Source organism: Klebsiella aerogenes KCTC 2190, assembly GCF_000215745.1.
GTDB lineage: Bacteria > Pseudomonadota > Gammaproteobacteria > Enterobacterales > Enterobacteriaceae > Klebsiella > Klebsiella aerogenes.
The window spans coordinates 4,669,151-4,688,727 of record NC_015663.1; the positions used below are offsets into that span (position 1 = coordinate 4,669,151).

Here is a 19,577-nt window from a genome sequence, read left to right on the forward strand (position 1 = left end):
ACATTACACCGATTTGTCCACCCGGGTATCATTTCCCGACGTCAGGATGCGCACCTTATCTCCCTTGTTGAAGATAAGCCGACCGTCGTATCCCTGTAGCACCTGTATCACTTGACCGCTACTGGTTTTGATTAACAGTTCAACCTGCTGAGCGCCCTGCTGCCGATCCTGGTGATAGCGAGAGGCGCCAGCTCCGGCCAGAGCGCCTGCGGCGGTCATCGCCGTCTGGCCTTTTCCGTTGCCGAACTGATGGCCGACCACGCCGCCCAGCGTTCCTGCCGCGAGCGTACGAAGCGGCTGGCGCTGATGCGGAGTGCTAATAATATGGCTTTCCTGTACGACGCCATAATCAACCAACGTTTTAGTCCCGGCGACGCCAGCCTGGCTAAACAACGCGGCCATTCCCAGCGCAATAAAGAGAAACTTCTTCATGATGACACCCTTGTCTTTTCATTGAGGAAAGTCACTATCAATGCTCCGCCGGACAGCGGAGCATTAGGACATTGCTTAGTTGAGAGCCTGCTGCAGATCTTTTTTTACCTGCTCACGTTGTTCAGCCGTCAGCACCTGATTAATGCCGAAGTAATACTTCACGCGGTAATAACGCGTCTGCTGATCCAATTGCGCAAAAGCGGCTAGCTGCTGTTTTACTTTCGCATCGTCCCATTTACCGGACTGAATCACATCCACCAGAGCACCATCCTGGTAACCACCAATTTTGATATTTTTGAGGTTTGTTTCCAGCTCCTGACGCAGGGCCTGAATTTTGCTGACCTGATCGTTGCTCAGCTTGAGATGTTGCACCACTGGGTCCTGGGATAACGGCGGCACTTCGGCTGTCGTCGCGGCCTGAGCGGCAACGGAAAGACCCGCAGTCATCACTACGGCGGCCAGGGTGTTACGCAAGAAAGTATTCACGATAAATTGTCCTTAATACGCTTTATAAAGAGTGCGGATTATTACCTCCGGAATATGATCCATCTGTAACTAAGCGTTAAATTTAAATCTGAACAAATTTACAATAGATTTTATTTAATAGATAAAATAGCCGGGATGTCAGCAGCGGATCTTTTTTTAACTACACTTATTGCTAAATTGGTTGAATATTCTCTTCGATTCATCAGGAACGCCTTATGTCTCCACGTAGCGCCAGCGATCTGTACGCCGAAATGAAAAATATGTCAGTAGAAGAGCGTATTCGCTTTTTCTCGCTTTCGCTTGCGGAAATGCATCGTGAGCTACAGGAGAGCATCAGCGAGATTGAGTCGATGCAGCGAGCGCTGGCCGAAAGCGAGGAGAACCATCGACAGCTGGTTGAGACTGCACAGGATGCGGTGATTACCATCAATCATGCTGGGGTGGTGATTAACTGGAACCAGGCCGCGGAAAGAATGTTCGGCTGGTCCGCAGGGGAGGCTATCGGCAACAACCTGGGCGAGATGATCGTGCCGGAAGAGTTTCGCGAGCAGCATGCGCGTGGTTTAATGCGCTTTCAGGCGGCTCAGCCGTCGAATATCCTTAATCGCACCATCGAAATTACCGCCCTGCATCGAACTAAAGGCAAATTCCCTATCGAACTGTCGATCTGGCCGCATCAGCAATCAGGCAAGCAGATTTTCTCCGCGTTTATTAGAGATATCACCGACCGTAAACAGCGGGAGCAGGTGGTCTGGTTGCACGCCAACTTCGACGCGCTGACCGGATTACCAAACCGCAGGCTGTTGGTTAATCGCCTGGAGCTGGCGATTACTCAGGCCATCGCCAATGAGACAGAAGTGGCGCTGCTCTTTATCGATCTCGACCGCTTTAAGCCAGTGAATGACGTTTACGGCCACGCCGTGGGTGACGAACTGCTGCGGCTGGTGGCGTTTCGTCTACAAAGCGTTTTACGAGAAGGTGATACGGTGGCCCGCCTCGGTGGCGATGAGTTTATCGCCCTGCTCCCTGGTTTAAAAGCAAACGATCCGCTCCCCCGACAAACGGCGGAAAAGATCAACAATGCGTTAACTCAGTCATTTTTGATCCACGAGCATGTTATTACGATTTCCGGCAGCATCGGCATTGCGCTTTTCCCTCACGATGCCGCGGATGCCGATACATTGCTGAACAGTGCGGATAAAGCGATGTACAGTAGTAAGAAGGCGACGCCGCGAGAGAGGTAAGTGAGATTAGACAGCCGTTCAACGGCAAAATACAGGACCTGGAAATGCAGCGGGTTGCTGATACGATCGGTGTAGATCTCCTCTTTTTCTCCCCATACGCCCGTCTTCTCTGACCACACTATCTCGCCCTGTAATGACGTCAGGCGACCGGCGCGCCGTTCGGGTCACAATGATAGTGCCAGCTCTCCTTCCTGCCCGCTTCCTGCGTCAGCAGAGCCAGCGGCTGAAAACTTCCCGGATAGTACACGTACTCGCGCATACTGCTGAACAGCGTTTCCTGCGCTTTCTGCCGCTGCAGCCGGCTGCCGGTATCAAAAATGCTCTGTGCCGCCAGCGGTTCGCGGGTGATAGTGACCGTTTCCCCCGCCAGCGCGTCGCCCTGCCAGTAGAACCAGCGCGTCTCTTCCGCCGTCTGCTTGATATATTATTATGAATTCTGTCGTAGCATTTTCTGGGAAAAGCCTGTTTCAACAATACGAAACATTTTTATCAGAGTAACTTTCCATGTATAATATCTATTTAATTAATTAACTCAATTAAAACTATTGATGGAAAAGCATTTACCAAAGTACTCAATCCCAGAACGGCAAATTAGAGCCTTCTTCACAAAAGATTTTATCCGTGTCTATCAGGCATATTCCGATGAAATAGCTGATAGTGCGATTAAAAACAATACTTTCGTTTCTCCCCCATTTAGCCTGACTAGAATGACATGGATTAAGCCATCATTTTTATGGATGATGTATCGCTCTGGCTGGGGGAAAAAAGACAGCAATCAGACGAGAATATTAGCTATAGACTTGAGTCATGACGCATTCCAAAAAATTCTTCATTTAGGGGTGCCAAGTGATTATCATTCAGCATCAACCTTTCAAAATAAAGAAGAATGGCAAGATAAAATAAAGAATTCAGATATTATATTTCAGTGGGATCCTGAGAGAGATATTCATCTAAATAAACTTAATTACCGTACAATACAAATTGGAATTCGAAACCAAGCAGTCATTAATTTTTGTAATGAATGGATTGTTAATCTACATGATATCACCCATCAGGTACAGGAGATTCACAACCTCGTCTCTTTAGGGGATTTTTGCAAGGCGAAAACGCTTATCCCTACAGAAAAAACATATCATTTCCAACTTTAAATTAGTTTTAAATATTTTTCTAAATCGCCTGTAATGGACAGGCGACTTTAAACACCCATTAGCTCAACTAATTTTACTTAATTGTTTCATTGCGCTTTTTTTTATTTTTTCATTTTCTACCATAGCCAATCTTTCCAATTTTTCGATTGAGTTTTTATTTTTTATTTTGGCTAGCGCCCTAATACATTTATCTGCCAGAACATAATCCTCATCATAGTCTCTATAATTTAGTTCTAACAACGCCGCTTGATATAAGTATTCAACACTAGTCTCACTATGATAGTAATTTAGAATCGTTGCTAAATCCTCATGTTTTTTATGCCAATCAGCTATTATCAATTCATTCAATAAATCTATGCACTTAAAATCATAATTAATAAGAGCTGACAAATATAAAAAAACATCAACTAATTCAGCATCTCTATTTTGACGAGCTAATTCAAGTTCATAGCATATGTTAAGTTCACCGTAAAATGCATTGAAATCATTATAAAATTTTGAGATATCAATTTCTCTTTTCATTAAAGAGACAATTAATTGTTTTTTATCAATTTTCATATGCTATTAATTTAACCTCTCGAATCGCTGAATCCCTTGATTGAATATATCTAATGCCTTACCTTTACCTAATCCAATATTAATCTGTTCCCCTTCAGCTTTAAAGAATGCACTTGTCTCCTTCCATCCCTTCCCTACATCTGGCATGTCCGGATAAGTAATACTGGTAAGTACTGCTGAATCTTTAACCCCAATTGATTTTAGTTCTGATAATGCATCGTTTTTAAGGTAAAACCTCACTAAAACTCCATCGTAATTCTCAGAGAATGCTCTTCTTGGTGAAATGAATGTTTCAGATGTTCCTCTTAATTTACCTGTAGTGCGTAAATACTCGAAATCTTCATGACTCATTGAACGATAAAATTTTGTTGTTCCACCACATGACTTAGCTAATCCCCACGGATCCACCCATCCCAGCGGGTTCGGCGCATACTGATAAACATTCAGCCCACCGGCTAATCCAATCGGATCCTGGCTAATAAATCCCGCAATTTCAGGATCATAGTAACGATGTCGATTATAGTGCAGCCCCGTTTCAGCGTCAAAATACTGGCCCTGGAAACGCAGCGGGTTGCTGATACGATCGGCGTAGACCTCCCCTTTCTCTCCCCATACCCCCGTCTTCTCTGACCACACTATCTCGCCCTGTAATGACGTCAGGCGGACTGGCGCGCCGTTCGGGTCACAATGATAGTGCCAGCTCTCCTTCCTGCCCGCTTCCTGCGTCAGCAGCGCCAGCGGCTGAAAACTTCCCGGATAGTACACGTACTCGCGCATACTGCTGAACAGCGTTTCCTGCGCTTTCTGCCGCTGCAGCCGGCTGCCGGTATCAAAAATGCTCTGTGCCGCCAGCGGTTCGCGGGTGATAGTGACCGTTTCCCCCGCCAGCGCGTCGCCCTGCCAGTAGAACCAGCGCGTCTCTTCCGCCGTCTGCTTGAACACCCGGCGCCCCAGCCCGTCATAGCCGTAACGCACCAGCCGCTCGCCCTTGCGCACCGCCACCAGCTGGCGGTTATCGTCCCAGCTGAAATCCTCTTTCTCGCCGTTATGCCGGACATCGCGCCGCTGTCGCAGCTCGCCCGCGCGATCGAATACATAACGCACCCCGCGCTGCTGCCCCTCACGGAACCAGCCCCCGGCGCTCTCATTCACCGCCCGGGTCTGCGTCTGCAGGTGGCTGCCCGCCGCATCCTGCACAAACTGCCGCAGCGTACCGTCCGGCGCGGTATGGGCCGTCAAGCGCCCCACCGGATCGTAAGCGTAACGATCGCTGCCCCACAGGCTGTTATTTAATTAGCTAATTCAGCGTGCAGGATAACGTTGTTCTTCATAACCATTAGGAAATACATTTTTAATGGTATCGATGATTGCATTTTTATACGAAAATACAACTTCAAATTCTGTAAAAGATGATTCTGCATGTTCTTTTTGCTGAACATATATTTTCTTAAGAATAGAGTCTTCATAAACATAATCAGATACACTGCACCCATACATCCCCCAATTGAAATCTTTTTCAATCAATCCATCATTGTATACTGACAAAGAGATGTTTCGCAGCATACCGGCACTGGTAAAATAAATCCTTTCTAAGTTATCACCTTCATAGATACAAAACTCTTTGTTAATTATATTTGATGTCTGTCCAAATATTTCTATTAACGATATACGTTCCAGGCTATCAAAGTGATAGATGTGTGTATTTTTTACATTTGCAGGTAATTTATTAAGTTTCTTACCTATCTTAAATCCAGCCCGTTCGATTTCATAGGGTCGAAGATTATATAATGCACCTTTGCTAACTACTACTTTAGTTTCGTTGAGTCTAACACTATCACTATATGATATAATATAGCTTTCACTATCGGAACTAATCTTATTAAACTTATCTTCTAAATTTTTCAATATAGTCATTTATCATCACCGTAAAATTAAAATGTACCATTAGCAATTTCAGTATTGATTCTATTTAGCTCGGATATAAAATCACCACTATTGTTCTTTATACTTAAACGATCATATACTTTCTGCTTATAAGCATTAGTATGAATGCTAGCATGATTTGGCAATTTGTTTCCTGCTGGCACAATCACTTTACTATTTGAAGGTAAAAATATACCGTTTTCCGCAGTGTTGATATCTATTCCTAATTTACTCATTTGGTTCTGCAAAGCGACCATCCTTTGATCTTTAGAATTTGACATAACAATATGATGTGCTGAATTTTTAAAACTTGGCTCACTTTTTCCTGCCGCAACCATATTCGCTCGAAGAGCTCTTGCATCACTTGAACAACTCAACCCCCACGGATCCACCCATCCCAGCGGGTTCGGCGCATACTGATAAACATTCAGCCCGCCGGCTAATCCAATCGGATCCTGGCTAATAAACCCCGCAATTTCAGGATCATAGTAACGATGTCGATTATAGTGCAGCCCCGTTTCAGCGTCAAAATACTGGCCCTGGAAACGCAGCGGGTTGCTGATACGATCGGCGTAGACCTCCCCTTTCTCTCCCCATACCCCCGTCTTCTCTGACCACACTATCTCGCCCTGTAATGACGTCAGGCGGACCGGCGCGCCGTTCGGGTCACAATGATAGTGCCAGCTCTCCTTCCTGCCCGCTTCCTGCGTCAGCAGCGCCAGCGGCTGAAAACTTCCCGGATAGTACACGTACTCGCGCATACTGCTGAACAGCGTTTCCTGCGCTTTCTGCCGCTGCAGCCGGCTGCCGGTATCAAAAATGCTCTGTGCCGCCAGCGGTTCGCGGGTGATAGTGACCGTTTCCCCCGCCAGCGCGTCGCCCTGCCAGTAGAACCAGCGCGTCTCTTCCGCCGTCTGCTTGAACACCCGGCGCCCCAGCCCGTCATAGCCGTAACGCACCAGCCGCTCGCCCTTGCGCACCGCCACCAGCTGGCGGTTATCGTCCCAGCTGAAATCCTCTTTCTCGCCGTTATGCCGGACATCGCGCCGCTGTCGCAGCTCGCCCGCGCGATCGAATACATAACGCACCCCGCGCTGCTGCCCCTCGCGGAACCAGCCCCCGGCGCTCTCATTCACCGCCCGGGTCTGCGTCTGCAGGTGGCTGCCCGCCGCATCCTGCACAAACTGCCGCAGCGTACCGTCCGGCGCGGTATGGGCCGTCAAGCGCCCCACCGGATCGTAAGCGTAACGATCGCTGCCCCACAGGCTGTCATCGCGCCGGGTCAGGTTACCCAGCCTATCCCAGCTGAAGCCGCTGGCGAACAGCGGTAAATCATTCTGCAACACCTGCTGCGACGTCAGTTGGCCGAGCCGGTCGTAGGTGAAATGACGCGTCACCTCCGCCGACAGCTGCTCGCTGACCCGCCGCCCGGCCTCATCGTAACCCAGCACGATTGGCGCATCGTCATTCAGCTGGATCTGGCTCAGCCGGTCATACTCATCCATGGCGTAACGCACCTGATGACCGCTGTCGCTGCGCCGGGAGACTAGCAGGCCGCGCTCGTTATAGCCATAATGCAGCTGAAAACCGTCCTGCTCCTCCAGCAGCACCCGCCCGGCGTCATCATAGCGCCACGCCAGCCGCCGCCACGGATTCTCACACAGCACCATCCGTCCGCAGGGATCGTAATGATACTTCGCCTGCAGGGTATCGCCGCTGCGCCGCTCGCTTAGCCGCCCGCCGCGGTCGTAACCGTAGCGCACCAGCCGCCCCAGCGGATCCTCGCGGCTGATCAGCCGGTTGCCTTTATCCCAGCCATAACGGGTTATCTGTCCCCAGTAATCGGTCTCCGCGGCGATGCGCCCCAGCGCGTCGCGGTCCAGTTGCCAGCGCTGACCGTTCTGGTTAATCACCGCCAGCAGGCGATCTTCCAGGTCGTACTGATAGCTAAGCGTCGCGCCATCCGGCGTCTCGCAGGCGGCCAGCATTCCGGTGCGGTTATAACGAAAACGGGTTATCTGGCCGGCTTCATCGGTGAAGTGAAGCGGTGAATCTTCCCGGTCGTAAGCGACGCGAATTTCGCCGCCCTGCGGATTGACCATCACCACCAACCGATCCTTGCTGTCCCAGTGGAAACGGCTGCTGCCGCCGCCGGCGTCAATACGCTCCAGCAGGGTGCCGCGCGCGGAATGCCGCAGTTGAGTGGTTCCCGCGCCGGCCTGGCTCAGCGCCTGCAAAAAACCAAACCGATCATAGCGATAGCGACTCTGCCCGGAACCCGGCACGTCCGCCGCGCTCAGCTGCCCGTACTCATCATACTGATAGCGCGAGGTGACGCCGGTAGGGTCCGTGCCCGCCAGCAGGTTGCCGCGTTCGTCATAGTCCGAACGCCAGCAGGCGCCTTTCTCATCAATCAGCGTCAGCAGATCGCCGTCTTCATTGTAGGCCGCCTGAATCTGGCTACCGTCCGGCAGATGTTCGGCGATCATTCGCCCCTGTTCATCATACTCCCAACGACGCGTGCTGCCGTCCGGCTCAATGAGTTCGACGGTGCGGCCAAAATCATCGTAGTGGAAGACGGTATTGCCGCCGGTCGGATCGATCTCCGAAACCGGCAGGCCGTTATCATCAAAGCTGACAGACGTTACATGGCCGTTGGAATCGGTGATTTCCACTTCGTTGAGCAAGTCGTGCCAGGCGAAATGGTAATCCCATACGCCGCCGTCACCCCAGGCGTGAACCACCCGCCACTCGTCATTGAACTGGTAGTGGAAGCCCTGGCCGTTACGGTCGACATGGCTGGTCATATGGCGCTGTTGATAGTAGAAGCGCCGCGGATGCGAAAGCGCATCGATCTCCGCGCTCAACTGATTATCGCTATCGTATTCATAGCGGGTCAGCGGCGTGATCTCGTCATCCAGCGCGTTGCGCAGGCGTAGCGCCCGCAGGCGGCCATCCTGCCAGGTGACGAGGATCTCCCTGCCGCTCATGCCGCGCGTGCTGAACTCGCGAATACGCTCAAGCTCGCGCCCCTGCCAGTCGAACTGCCAGCCGTTACCGTTACGGTCCGCCAGCCGGTAAATCGCCAGCCGCCCGCACTTACCGCGAAATTGCAGCCGCGCGCTCCCTTCCTGCTCAACATGCCAGAAACATTCGCCATTGCGGGTTTCCCGCCACAGGCGGCTGCCGTCCGGCAGGCCGACAATACCCTGCTCGCGCCCGTCGGACTGCGGCAGCGCCGCAAACAGCGTCATCCCTTCCGGCTGAGTCAGCACCGCGACGCCTTCATCGGCCAGTATTTCAAGGCGGGTGTCCGCCGGGGTTGACCAGCCGTAACCGCACAGCCCTTCTTCATCGAGATCCGCCGACGAGTAGCTTCGCGTCCACGCCAGCGGCAGGCGGCCGGGTAACAGAAAATCCTCATGTTCCAGGCTCACGCTACCGTCGCGGATATCAACCGGTTCGGCGCGTAGCACCCGGCATTTCAGGACGCCGGGATCCATGTTGCGAAACAGCTTCTGGCGCAGCTTTTTAAACCGCCGCATAAACAGCCGCCACTGCGGCGTTTTTTTAACTTTCTTCAACCCCTTGCCCAACCCGCTTAACCCGGCGCGCATCAGCAGCGCCATCAGGTTGATGGTTGGCGGCCCGCCGACAATCACATTGTTGGGAATCGCGAGATTAAACGTCAGCGGCAGCGTCAGCGAGAGCGGCTTTGGCTTGCTCAGCCGCTTCAGGCGGAACGGCGGCACCATTCCGAGGATGTTACAGCTCAGTACCGGCATGCCGATGCGGGAAAACGGTTCACCATCGACGGCGACGGTTTTGCTGCCCATAAACAGCTCGTCTTCCATCTGCGGGCCGCCGGGCGCGCGCAGCGGCGGCACCCACACGCCGCCGACCGGAATATGTACCGCAATACCGCCGGTCCCCGCGCTGGCGCGTTTGATGCTGTTGACGTGTACGGTAGTGCCCAGCAGCGGCAGATAATCAAACACGTCGAAAACGATGCCGATATGCGGCGTCGGCAGCGGCCATGGATAAGTATGGATATCCAGGCCAAGCTGCGGGTCGAAGTGAGCGCCGGAGTGCATCAGACGCGCCTCAGAACATGGCGCGCAGCAGCGCGCGCAGGAAGGTGCGCACTTCGGTGGCGAACCCGCCGTCCGAAAGGCTTAAAAACAGGATTGCCAGCAGCGTCACGGCAACAATAATAATAATCCGGGTCTTCATAGCGGGTTGCTCCCTGCATTTTCAGTGGATGATGCATCGGTATTTCCCCAGGCAGGCAGGCTTTGCCATTCACCCGGCGGGGCATCAAAGGGGTGGGCGATCTCCGGCAGGCCGTTCCAGTGCGGATGCAGCTTCTCCCGCGCCAGGTGGATCACGCGACGAAAGCTGTCATCGCCGCCGCGGATCAGTTTTTCCCGCGCTTCGCGGATCAGCGCGAACGCGGCTTCCAGCTGTAGCTGTAACTGCCGGTCCACGTGTTTTACCTGTTCGACGGCGGGTTGCCGCGGCAAGCGGTCTTCCGCCTGTTGGATTAAGCGCTGTTTTTCGCTTTGCCAGCGCGTCGCGCAGGCCTCAAGCGCCTCGGTCCGTCGTTTATCATGGATGCGCAGCAGATCCTGGAATGCCAGCGGCAGCGTGGTCTGGGCGCGCTCTTGCCGTGGGATCGGCTCCGCCGCCTGGATGGCGTGGGCATACTCCTCCATCGCTTTTGCCCGGTGCCCGGCGAGGTTGAGACAAAAACCGGACATCCGCCAGCCTTCTACGGCAAATACCGGGTGTGGAATGGTTTGCGCTTCGCCCGCCGCCCGGCGATAGCCTTTCGCCGCCTGGAGATACTCTTTACGCGCGAACCAGGCGCCGGCCTCGCCAAAAGTGCTTTGGGTACGCAGTTGTCCTTTAAGCGCCGGGTCGGCAATTTCGCCGCTGATGGTTTGCGCCTGGCGGTAGTGATCGACGGCCCGTTGATGATCGTTACCTTTCAACCAACCGCCGGCGATCAGGTTATGCATCATCGCCTGCTGGTCGGCCCAACCGCAGCGCTGGGCGACGCCGAGCGCCATACCGCCGCGCGCGGCCACCTGCGCGGCGCTGCCTTTTTCCAGCAGCAGCATGGCATCAGCCAGATAGCGGCGAAACAACAGGCGATCGGGATTCGGATCGCTCTGCCCGCGCGCGGTTTGATGCATCACTTTCATACTGTCGACGTCATCGGTCAGCAGCCGTACCCTGCGTGGATGCGCCTCATACAGCGGCTGCCAAATCGGTTGCTCAAGCGTGTCGATAAGTAACAGTCTGGCGTTGCACGCCTCCTGCGCCAGCCAGCCGTTCAACCAGCGGTTCAACGCCTTTTCATCGCTGACGGCGGAGGGTTTCAGCACCAACACCAGATAACGTAAATCGTCATGAAATGTCGTCGCAAAATCCTGCAGCATCTGCCGCAACTGCGCCGGGCTATAGGTTGGGAGAAAGCGTTCGGCATCCCATATAGCGGCATCCGGCGTCGCTTCGTAGTGTTCCACAAACTCGCGCCCGAGCGCCTCGCTGTAGCCATAGCCGGTCTCGAACGGCGTGGTTAACCCCAGCAGCAGATCCGGCAGCGAGCGGCCTTCAGGATGCTGCTGCAGCGCGATAAAACCATCAAGCAGCGACTCGCCGCCGGCAGGCGTCCGCCAGATAAATAAGCGGATCTGCTCCGCCTGCTCGCTGGCGTCCAGCCAGCTAAGCTCAAGCTCGCTCATTACTTTTTCGGTCGGATTCTTCGCCGCGTTCATTCCCTTTCCCTGTCAGGCATTGAGCTCAATCTTCTTACCATTCACCATCACGCCGGCGGCGTTAATGGTGATCGTCGACCCGCCAGCGGTAATCTCCACGCTGCCGTTGCTTATCAGAATGCCGCTTTCGCCCACGTTGATATGTACGGTATCGGTAGCGCTGTCGGTTACGCTCCCTTGCGTAAAGCGGGTATCACCGCCGGTGATGCTCAGGGTACGCCCGGCGCCGATCGTCACCTCTTGCTTACTGGTGATGGTCTGCGTTTGCTTACCGGTCACGGAAATATCGTGATTGCCGGTCACTCCCAGCGTCTGGTTGCCGGTGACCTGCACGTTACGGTTCTGCTGGACGCTGACGCTTTCGTTACCCTGCACCTGGCGGGTGCGATCCTGTACGACCGTCAGTGACTGCTTGCCTTCGACGGTCGCGGTATGGTCGCTTTTCACCGTGGTGGTATGGTTGCCGCTGATGGTTTCATCGCGGTTCTGCTCAACGCTTAGGGTCTCATTCCCCTTCACGCTTTCGGTACGGTTCTGCTCAACGGTGGTGGTTTCATTACCATTGATGGTTTTGCTGCGATCTTTGCCGACGGTAACGCTTTCGTTGCCATCCACCGTGCGGGTGCGGTTCTGTTTGATATGGCTGGTTTCGTCTTTGCCGACGGTTTTGGTGCGGTTATTGCCGACATCATGGGTCTCGTCGTTTTCGACTTCAGTATCCATGTTGCGCTCGGCGTGCAGCCAGAGCTGCTCTTCGCCGGGTTTATCTTCAAAACGCAGGGCGTTGGCGTTGTCCGGCGAACCATCCTTTGAGCGGCTCATAAAGCCCATTTGCGTGGCTGCAGCCGGTAGCGCCCACGGCGGCATACTGGCTTCGTTATAGACGCGGCCAATGACAATCGGCCGGTCCGGCTCGCCGTTGATAAAGTCCACCACCACTTCATCACCGACGCGTGGGATCTGCACCCCGCCGTAACCCTGGCCGGCCCAGGCGCTGGAAACGCGCACCCAACAGGAGCTATTTTCATCGCCCTGGCTTTCGCGGTCCCAGTGGAATTTCACCTTAATCCGGCCATATTTATCGGTCCAGATCGATTCTCCTTTCGGCCCTACCACGCGGGCGGTTTGCGGCCCGTAGGTGCGCGGCCAGTCGGTCCTTGACGCGGGGACAAATGGCGTCGCGGCGGGAATAACAGTGAATGCGATGCGGTGCTGCGCGGTATTTCCGCCGCCGGAGGCATACTGATTCTCTTCAAAATCATAGCGGGCGCCCACCACCAGCCATTTAGCGTTATCAGCCATGTTAGGCGCATGCGTCAGGGTAAACGTGTGTCCCGGGACGATACCGGTCGCGGTGGCGATACCCTGCGTTTGCTGCTGTTCGGCCTGCCAGGACTGCTGACGAATACGGGCGTAGGCTTCGCCGTCGCCGTGCTCCATAAAGCGCCCCGGCCAGTCGTAAACGTCGATTTTGCCCGGCGTCGGCGAGACCGGATTCTGCAGCGTTTGCAGCATCCAGGCGTGGGGCTTGCGAAAATCATAGTCATCGGTGCTGTAAAGCCCCGGCGTGACGACGTGGCTCGCCATCAGCTGGCTAATGCCCTCTTCGCCGACCGCGCCGCCGCCCGGTTGCGCATGCCAGGGAATAGTTTCATAACCGGGGAAGGATTCAGCCTGCTGATAGTCATCCATCAGCACCAGGGTATGGCCGTCTTTATCGTGGCGGAACAGATAGCTAATACCTTCCAGCTCCAGCAAACGGCTGATGAAATGGAAGCTGCTTTCCGCATACTGCACACAATAATCCCACTGCCGGTAGCTACGCGTAAGTTTGTCCTCAAACTTAACGTTATGCTCGCTAAACAGTTTGGCCACGATATCCGGCACCCGCTGCTGCTGGAAAATACGGAAGTTGCGGTCGCGCATCATCGGCCAGAAATCGGGTTCCAGCGTGGTCTGATAGACGGCGTAGCGCGTCTCGCCAAGATCTTCGGCGCGTACGGTAACGGCGGTGATTTTGCCGGAAAGATAACGCACCTGTCCCCATTGGCCGGGAACCGCCACCGTCATGTTTTTGCCGAGCATGGCCTGACGGTCGATAGCAAAATCCTGGCTGAGTAAATCGACCTGAAAGTGGAAAGGTTCGGACAGTTTCTCCTGCCCGCTGAATTTCCAGAATAATAACGAGGAGCTGTCGACAGATGACAGGATCGATATCCGATTAACCATATGGATTCCTTTATGGTGCAGGCAGCCGCGGGGCTAATTCCTTAAGATTAATAAATTATCCTGAATATTTATCAGAAGTCATCTCTCTGCCCGAGATTTCACCCAGGAATACTCTTAATTATTCAACTCTGTGCTTTTGTTCATCTTTATACCGTCATTATTAGTAGTGGAGCTTTCTTAACAGGCGTTAATTACTGGTTTGACTTATTAGAAACGGTAATGAGGTAAGTCTGAAAATAGTCTCCTGGCGCGAAGAAATATGTTTAAACCGGCCCGGACGCTTTAAAATAACCGCGGCTGCGAACTGCCATCACAGCCATTTGCTCACCGGCCTGCTCTTGCATACGGTCGGCCGGTGAGCAATCCCTGGTCGTTAATCGCTCAGACATCCCCTGTCTCGTTAATATCAGATCCTTTACCTCAGTCATATTCAGATTGTTTTTACATAAAATAGTCGCGCTATTTTCGCCAGCTAAACGGCGCAGTCGCTAATATTAGCGATGAGGTAATCTATTGTTTATCAATCGGCTTCAGACATAAACCCCCCCGCCTGCCGGGCGCTGGCGCAGGTTTTGATAAGGTACGACCCTCTTGATCTCTGCCATCGATCTACAATACTGTATATACATACAGTAAAGATAATCGGTGATCATCATGCAGTTTTTCACACTAACCGAACTACGCCAGATCGTGGCACTCCCCCTGTTCAGCGATCTTGTTCCCTGCGGTTTTCCTAGCCCCGCGCAGGATTATGTTGAACGGCGTATCGACCTGAATGAACTGCTGATTCAGCATCCAGGCGCCACCTACTTTGTGAAATCAAGCGGTGACTCAATGATTGGCGCTGGCATTGGCGATGGTGATTTACTGGTGGTGGATAGCTCCCGCAAGGCCGTCCATGGCAGCATCGTTATTGCCGCAGTGGATGGGGAATTCACGGTTAAGCGCCTCCAGTTACATCCTGTAGTCATGCTAAAACCTGATAATCCCGCCTACCAGCCGATTATGCCAGGCAGTGAAGAGTGTCTGGAAATCTTTGGCGTGGTGACCTACATCGTGAAATCGGCGGGCTGATCGTGTTTGCCCTGTGTGATGTGAACTCATTCTATGCTTCCTGTGAAACCGTCTTTCGCCCGGACTTACGCGGCCGCCCGGTGGTTGTTTTGTCCAATAATGACGGGTGTGTGATTTCACGTTCTGCGGAAGCCAAACCGTTTGTGAAAATGGGTGAACCGTACTTTAAACAAAAAGATATCTTCAGACATCATGGCGTGGTTTGCTTCAGTAGCAACTATGAACTCTACGCCGATATGTCCAACCGGGTAATGACGACGCTTGAAGAGATGTCGCCTCGCTGTGAAAAATACTCCATTGATGAAGTTTTTTGCGATCTTACCGGCGTGCGTAACTGCCGCGTTCTTACCGAATTTGGACATGAGCTCAGAGCCACGGTGCGGCAACGCACACACCTGACGGTGGGCGTCGGAATAGCCCAGACAAAAACGCTGGCTAAACTGGCGAATCATGCGGCAAAACGCTGGCAACAGCAGACAGGAGGCGTGGTTGACCTGTCGAATGCGGAGCGGCAAAGAAAATTGATGGCGGCGCTACCGGTGGAAGAGGTTTGGGGAGTGGGTCGACGCATAGCGAAGAGGCTTGAAACGATGGGGATCCGGACGGTATTGCAGCTGGCTGACACGGATATCCGCTTCATCAGGAAACACTTTAATGTCGTACTGGAAAGAACCGTCCGTGAATTACGCGGCGAGCCCTGTCTCGAGCTGGAAGAGTTTGCCCCGGTAAAGCAAGAGATTATCTGTTCCCGTTCGTTCGGCCATCGCATCACCGAGTACGAAGAAATGCGCCAGGCCATCTGTAGTTACGCTTCCCGGGCCGCAGAGAAACTTCGTCAGGAACATCAATACTGCCGGTTTATCTCCGTCTTTGTAAAAACGTCGCCCTTCGCGCCTGATGAACGGTATTACGCCAATAATGCCTCGGTCACCCTGCTTACCCCAACGCAGGACAGCAGAGATATTATCGCCGCCGCGACGCGTTGTCTGGATGCCATCTGGCAAAGTGGCTGTCGGTACCAGAAAGCCGGGGTGATGCTGGGCGATTTTTATAGCCAGGGCGTCGCGCAACTTAATCTGTTTGACGAAAATGCGCCGCGAAAAAATAGCCAAAAACTGATGGAGGTGCTGGACCGCCTGAATGCTGAGGACGGACGTGGAACGCTTTACTTCGCCGGCCAGGGTATCCAGCAACCGTGGCAGATGAAGCGGGAAATGCTCTCCCCGCGATACACCACCCGATATAGCGATCTGCCCACGGTTAAATGATTCCCCGACAGGCCAAACCTTAAATAAAATCAGGTTTGGCCATCATGGCGTCCGTGAGGTTATTTATGGAATATAAAATTACGCAGCGCGTTTCTCACTTCTCCTTCCGCGGTTGCAGAACAAGTTGATGATGGCTGGCCTCAATGACGCGCGCGCGGTCCGGGTCAAGATCCTCGCGGGCAAGCACCAGCTTCCAGTCGTTTTTCGTCAGATCCGGCGCCCGAAACAGCGCCACCACGGCGACATACTGCGCCTGTTCATCCAGCGGCATGGTGAGACTCATCGCCGTTCCCGGTTTGAGCACCAGACTGCGGCTGGCCAGTTGATCGTCTTTTAATATGTCCTCTCCTTCCGCCGCCAGCTGCTGGTAAACCGTCTTCTCGAAAGTCTTGCGATCTTTCAGCACATAGACCCGTACCATCACCGGCTGGGAGGCGCTGTTATCCTCACGGTTATCGGTGTTTAACGCATTGCGCGCGCTAAAATCCAGACGCAGCGTTTTCACCTGGCGATAAAATACTGACTTTACGGCGGACGAAGCGCCGTCGCTGATTTTCTGTGTTAGCCCGCAACCCGCCAGCATGAACGGCAGAAGAATCAGTGCGGATAGTTTAAGCGAAGTGATATGCAACACGTTGGTTTCCTTGTGATAATGATGCAAGCGGCATGCCGCGGTAGCCGCCCAGTTCCGTGGTAAACGTGGCCGGTAAATCCGGCGGAACCGCGTCCCCTTCCATGCCCAGAACGCCGCTGATGCCGAGCATAAACGGCGATTCACCGAGTACCGGCGCGGGTAACAGCGGCGTGGGAAGCGTTAAGGTGATTTTGGCCTTATAGCGCCAGCCGAGATAAACCCGCAGCAGAACCAGAAAGTCCGCATAGATTTGCCCTTCCGGCATCCAGCCTGCGGCCTCGGCGATATCATCGGTGTACAGCGCGATCAGCAACTGGCTGGCAATCTCGGTCGTTTCATCGCCCAGCACCGTGTAGCCATCAAGCAGGAAATCGTTATCGCCGTAAAAACCCAGCGGCTGCGCCGGGTACACCGTCCGTGGGCAGTGCGGCGACGCTTCCGCCCGCGTATGGGGTGCCAACAATCGTACCAGCGCCTGAATCCCCTCTTCGGTACGCGCGGGCAGGCGCATCACGCTGAGTAATGCCAGAAAGCGAGATACCGGCGCGGCAATATGCTGAGCGGTGCCGGGAATGCCCAGCCCGATCAGCCCCAGCAGGCTCTGTGAAGTACGGTCGCGACCGCCGTCTTCAAAGGTTGCCGGATACAAGTATTTGCGCCAGATGCGATAAAACTGGCTCAGAATGCGGTGGTTAAAAATATCGAGAAATGCTTCCTGCGCCTCATGCCCTTCTCTTTGCTGCGCAATATCATCCAGCCAGGCGGTGGGCAACGGCGAATCGACACCGTATAGCCCCATAAAGGTGGTGCGCAGCGTCGGCGGCGCGTCGGGATGCGCCTCATCATACTCCACCGCTTTGAGTTCGCTGACCGGAAAACCCATCCCCGGATGCGGGCGAAAGCGTACCGGATCATCCGCCGGGTTTAGCGTGCTGCCTAATGCCGGCGCGCCGGGTCGCGATTTTTCCAGTAGCTGGCAGAAGCGGTAAAAGTTGATGCGCTGAATATCCCGCTCCAGCCGCGGGCTCAGCCGGGAATGCGGCGTTTGTGGTTCTCCTGCCATTCGAGACGCTCTCCGGTAGGTTGCAGTATCAGAATCAGACGATTAAACAGATGGATGTCGGTATACAGGGCAAAGAAGCGGTTGAGCATCTCGCCAAACAGGCAGATGTCGCCGTGCCCGGCGAAGCCGTTACCGTCGAGCGTCACCTCTATCTGCACGCCGCGTAGAAAGTGCCCCTCGGCAAAACGTTCCACCTCACAGTGGCTCACGTCGACGATCGCCAGCAGGCGACGGCGGTTCATTTCGTTGTCCGTCCAGTCGTACAACGCCAGCGCGCCGCGCAACACCTCGGCGTTATCCATCATCCACAGGAAGCTGCTGCCGAGATGGCTCAGCACCCGCCAGTGAAAACGGTCGCGATCCGGTGGATAACACGGCAACGTCGGCGCGCTGAGATTGCGCACCTGGAGCCGCGACGTCGTGGATTTGACCACCGTGTCCAGCAGCGTGCTTTGCAGCGCCCGCCGCGGCAGCTGGCCGTTGGTGCCGATCAGGCTCAATGACAGAGTTTCATTCTGCGGCACGCGATGCTGGTCAAACGCCTCGCCGCCCAGCGTCAGCCAGGTATCATGCAGCCCGGACGGGCCACGTTTAACGCGCGTGTGGTAATAATATTCCGGCGCATCATGGCGCAACATGCCGCCTTTGTGGCGAAAACTGGTAAACGGCACATACGCCTGGGTGCCGGAAAGGCGGGAGGAAGTGACGGACTCCACCGAATAGATTTCGGTGTGTCCATCCTGGACGCGCATGGGGCGCAGCAGATACTCACTTTGTAGTGAATCCAGATGCAGCGGATCCGACTCCAGCGGGAACAGGTTAATAACCGGGCTGCAGTGTAAACGCAGATGTTTCTCTGACAACGCATACTCCTGCGGCCACGGTTTATCCAGCACGACCTCGATCTCAAACCATCCCGGCGCATCAGGAAACGTCATATTCTCCAGCCCGCACAGCGCGACCGACATAAACTTTTCACGAAAGCTGAAATACTCCAGCAGCAACTGGTAGCCGCTGAACCCGCCGCTTTGGGGCAGCAGCGCATCATCATGGCCAAAACCGCAAACGGCAAAATGGGCCGCCAGCGGCCTGCTATCGGCCTCCCCCGCCAGGCGTATGCCGATGCGTGCCACATTCAGGGTCAGCGCTTCATGCAGCGCGCAGGCCAATGGCGCGTCGGCATTCAGATACAACGGAATACGGCTCAGGTCGAGCGCCCGCCAGTCCACCAACGCGCTACAGTCAAAACGCAGACAAATCGCCTGGCGGCCGTCGGCCTGCGCCCTGACGCTGGCGCGGGAGAGCGCGAGCGGCTGTAAGGTTAGCGGCTGGGTCGTGGTGTAACGGCAGCGGGTGCCCGTCTCGCCGATGGGCCGGGAGATCACTTCCGTTCCCTTCTTCAGCCGCTGCGGCTCTTTCATCTCCCGCCAGTCGACGCTGAACTCCACCATCGCCAGCGACGGAATGGTACGGAGATAATGCGGCCAGATCATACTCACCAGCCCGCCGGTCAGCTCCGGCAGGTCGTCGTCGAGCTTTTCGCGCAGCCGCCCCATCAGGAAAGCAAAACCTTCGAACAGGCGCTCAACATAGGGATCGCGGGCGCCGGCTTTATCGAGGTTTAACGCCGCGGCGCGATCGGGATGGGCGCGGGCAAACTCCTCGCCAGCCTCACGCAGATAGCGCATTTCAGCGTCAAAATAACGCAGAGTTAAATCGTCCATGGAATATCTCA

The 19,577-nt window shown here is 54.3% G+C and carries 15 protein-coding genes and 2 pseudogenes; 4 read left to right on the plus strand and 13 right to left on the minus strand.

Translation table 11 applies throughout. The annotated features are described in order from the left end of the window. Positions 1-3 precede the first annotated feature (3 nt). On the minus strand, positions 4-432 hold the full coding sequence (locus tag EAE_RS22065) for a glycine zipper 2TM domain-containing protein (protein WP_015705797.1): 429 nt from the start codon (positions 430-432) through the stop codon (positions 4-6). 75 nt (positions 433-507) lie between these two features. Next, on the minus strand, positions 508-918 hold the full coding sequence (locus EAE_RS22070) for a Spy/CpxP family protein refolding chaperone (RefSeq protein WP_015366126.1): 411 nt from the start codon (positions 916-918) through the stop codon (positions 508-510). Between the two features lie 215 nt (positions 919-1,133). Here EAE_RS22070 and EAE_RS22075 point away from each other — a divergent pair, with 215 nt between their 5' ends. Continuing rightward, positions 1,134-2,162 (plus strand): diguanylate cyclase domain-containing protein, encoded by a 1,029-nt coding sequence (locus tag EAE_RS22075; RefSeq protein ID WP_015705798.1) that lies wholly within the window; start codon positions 1,134-1,136, stop codon positions 2,160-2,162. Positions 2,163-2,179: 17 nt separating this feature from the next. Here EAE_RS22075 and EAE_RS25625 read toward each other — a convergent pair. Further along, positions 2,180-2,580: pseudogene (locus tag EAE_RS25625) on the minus strand (RHS domain-containing protein); the annotation flags it as partial. A 130-nt stretch (positions 2,581-2,710) separates the two neighbouring features. Here EAE_RS25625 and EAE_RS22085 point away from each other — a divergent pair. Beyond that, the gene (locus EAE_RS22085; RefSeq protein ID WP_015705801.1) at positions 2,711-3,310 is read left to right on the plus strand and encodes a DUF4291 domain-containing protein; all 600 of its coding nucleotides are present in this window, start codon (positions 2,711-2,713) and stop codon (positions 3,308-3,310) included. Between the two features lie 63 nt (positions 3,311-3,373). Here the strand turns inward: EAE_RS22085 and EAE_RS22090 are convergent, their stop codons facing one another. From EAE_RS22090 to EAE_RS22115, 7 genes and pseudogenes are all read right to left on the minus strand, one after another. Further along, positions 3,374-3,868 carry a hypothetical protein gene (locus EAE_RS22090; RefSeq protein ID WP_015705802.1) on the minus strand — a complete coding sequence of 165 codons (495 nt, stop codon included), beginning with the start codon at positions 3,866-3,868 and terminating at the stop codon, positions 3,374-3,376. A 6-nt stretch (positions 3,869-3,874) separates the two neighbouring features. Then, positions 3,875-5,155, minus strand: a pseudogene (locus EAE_RS22095) (RHS repeat domain-containing protein); the annotation flags it as partial. A 15-nt stretch (positions 5,156-5,170) separates the two neighbouring features. After that, positions 5,171-5,782, minus strand: coding sequence for a hypothetical protein (locus EAE_RS22100; protein WP_015705804.1), 612 nt, complete (start codon positions 5,780-5,782; stop codon positions 5,171-5,173). A gap of 17 nt (positions 5,783-5,799) precedes the next feature. Further along, positions 5,800-9,885 (minus strand): RHS repeat-associated core domain-containing protein, encoded by a 4,086-nt coding sequence (locus EAE_RS22105; RefSeq protein WP_015705805.1) that lies wholly within the window; start codon positions 9,883-9,885, stop codon positions 5,800-5,802. Between the two features lie 10 nt (positions 9,886-9,895). Continuing rightward, the gene (locus EAE_RS25440; protein WP_015366119.1) at positions 9,896-10,024 is read right to left on the minus strand and encodes a hypothetical protein; all 129 of its coding nucleotides are present in this window, start codon (positions 10,022-10,024) and stop codon (positions 9,896-9,898) included. After that, a complete protein-coding gene (locus EAE_RS22110; protein WP_015705806.1) occupies positions 10,021-11,574 on the minus strand; it encodes a hypothetical protein in 1,554 nt (517 codons plus the stop codon). The genes EAE_RS25440 and EAE_RS22110 overlap by 4 nt, the downstream gene beginning before the upstream one ends. Before the next feature lie 12 nt (positions 11,575-11,586). Next, positions 11,587-13,803 carry a type VI secretion system Vgr family protein gene (locus EAE_RS22115; protein ID WP_015705807.1) on the minus strand — a complete coding sequence of 739 codons (2,217 nt, stop codon included), beginning with the start codon at positions 13,801-13,803 and terminating at the stop codon, positions 11,587-11,589. Positions 13,804-14,457: 654 nt separating this feature from the next. On the opposite strand from EAE_RS22115, the gene EAE_RS22120 reads away from it, so the two are divergent. Continuing rightward, a complete protein-coding gene (locus EAE_RS22120; RefSeq protein WP_015705808.1) occupies positions 14,458-14,877 on the plus strand; it encodes a translesion error-prone DNA polymerase V autoproteolytic subunit in 420 nt (139 codons plus the stop codon). 2 nt (positions 14,878-14,879) lie between these two features. Continuing rightward, positions 14,880-16,145, plus strand: coding sequence for a Y-family DNA polymerase (locus EAE_RS22125; protein WP_015366112.1), 1,266 nt, complete (start codon positions 14,880-14,882; stop codon positions 16,143-16,145). A 94-nt stretch (positions 16,146-16,239) separates the two neighbouring features. Here EAE_RS22125 and tssJ read toward each other — a convergent pair whose 3' ends face one another. Genes tssJ through tssF form a run of 3 tightly spaced genes read right to left on the minus strand, consistent with a single transcriptional unit; the run spans position 16,240 to position 19,566 of the window. Continuing rightward, positions 16,240-16,779, minus strand: a complete 540-nt coding sequence (gene tssJ, locus EAE_RS22130; protein WP_015705809.1) for a type VI secretion system lipoprotein TssJ — start codon at positions 16,777-16,779, stop codon at positions 16,240-16,242. Continuing rightward, positions 16,757-17,842, minus strand: a complete 1,086-nt coding sequence (gene tssG / locus EAE_RS22135; RefSeq protein WP_015705810.1) for a type VI secretion system baseplate subunit TssG — start codon at positions 17,840-17,842, stop codon at positions 16,757-16,759. The genes tssJ and tssG overlap by 23 nt, the downstream gene beginning before the upstream one ends. Beyond that, a complete protein-coding gene (gene tssF, locus EAE_RS22140; protein ID WP_015705811.1) occupies positions 17,806-19,566 on the minus strand; it encodes a type VI secretion system baseplate subunit TssF in 1,761 nt (586 codons plus the stop codon). The genes tssG and tssF overlap by 37 nt, the downstream gene beginning before the upstream one ends. Positions 19,567-19,577 lie beyond the last annotated feature (11 nt).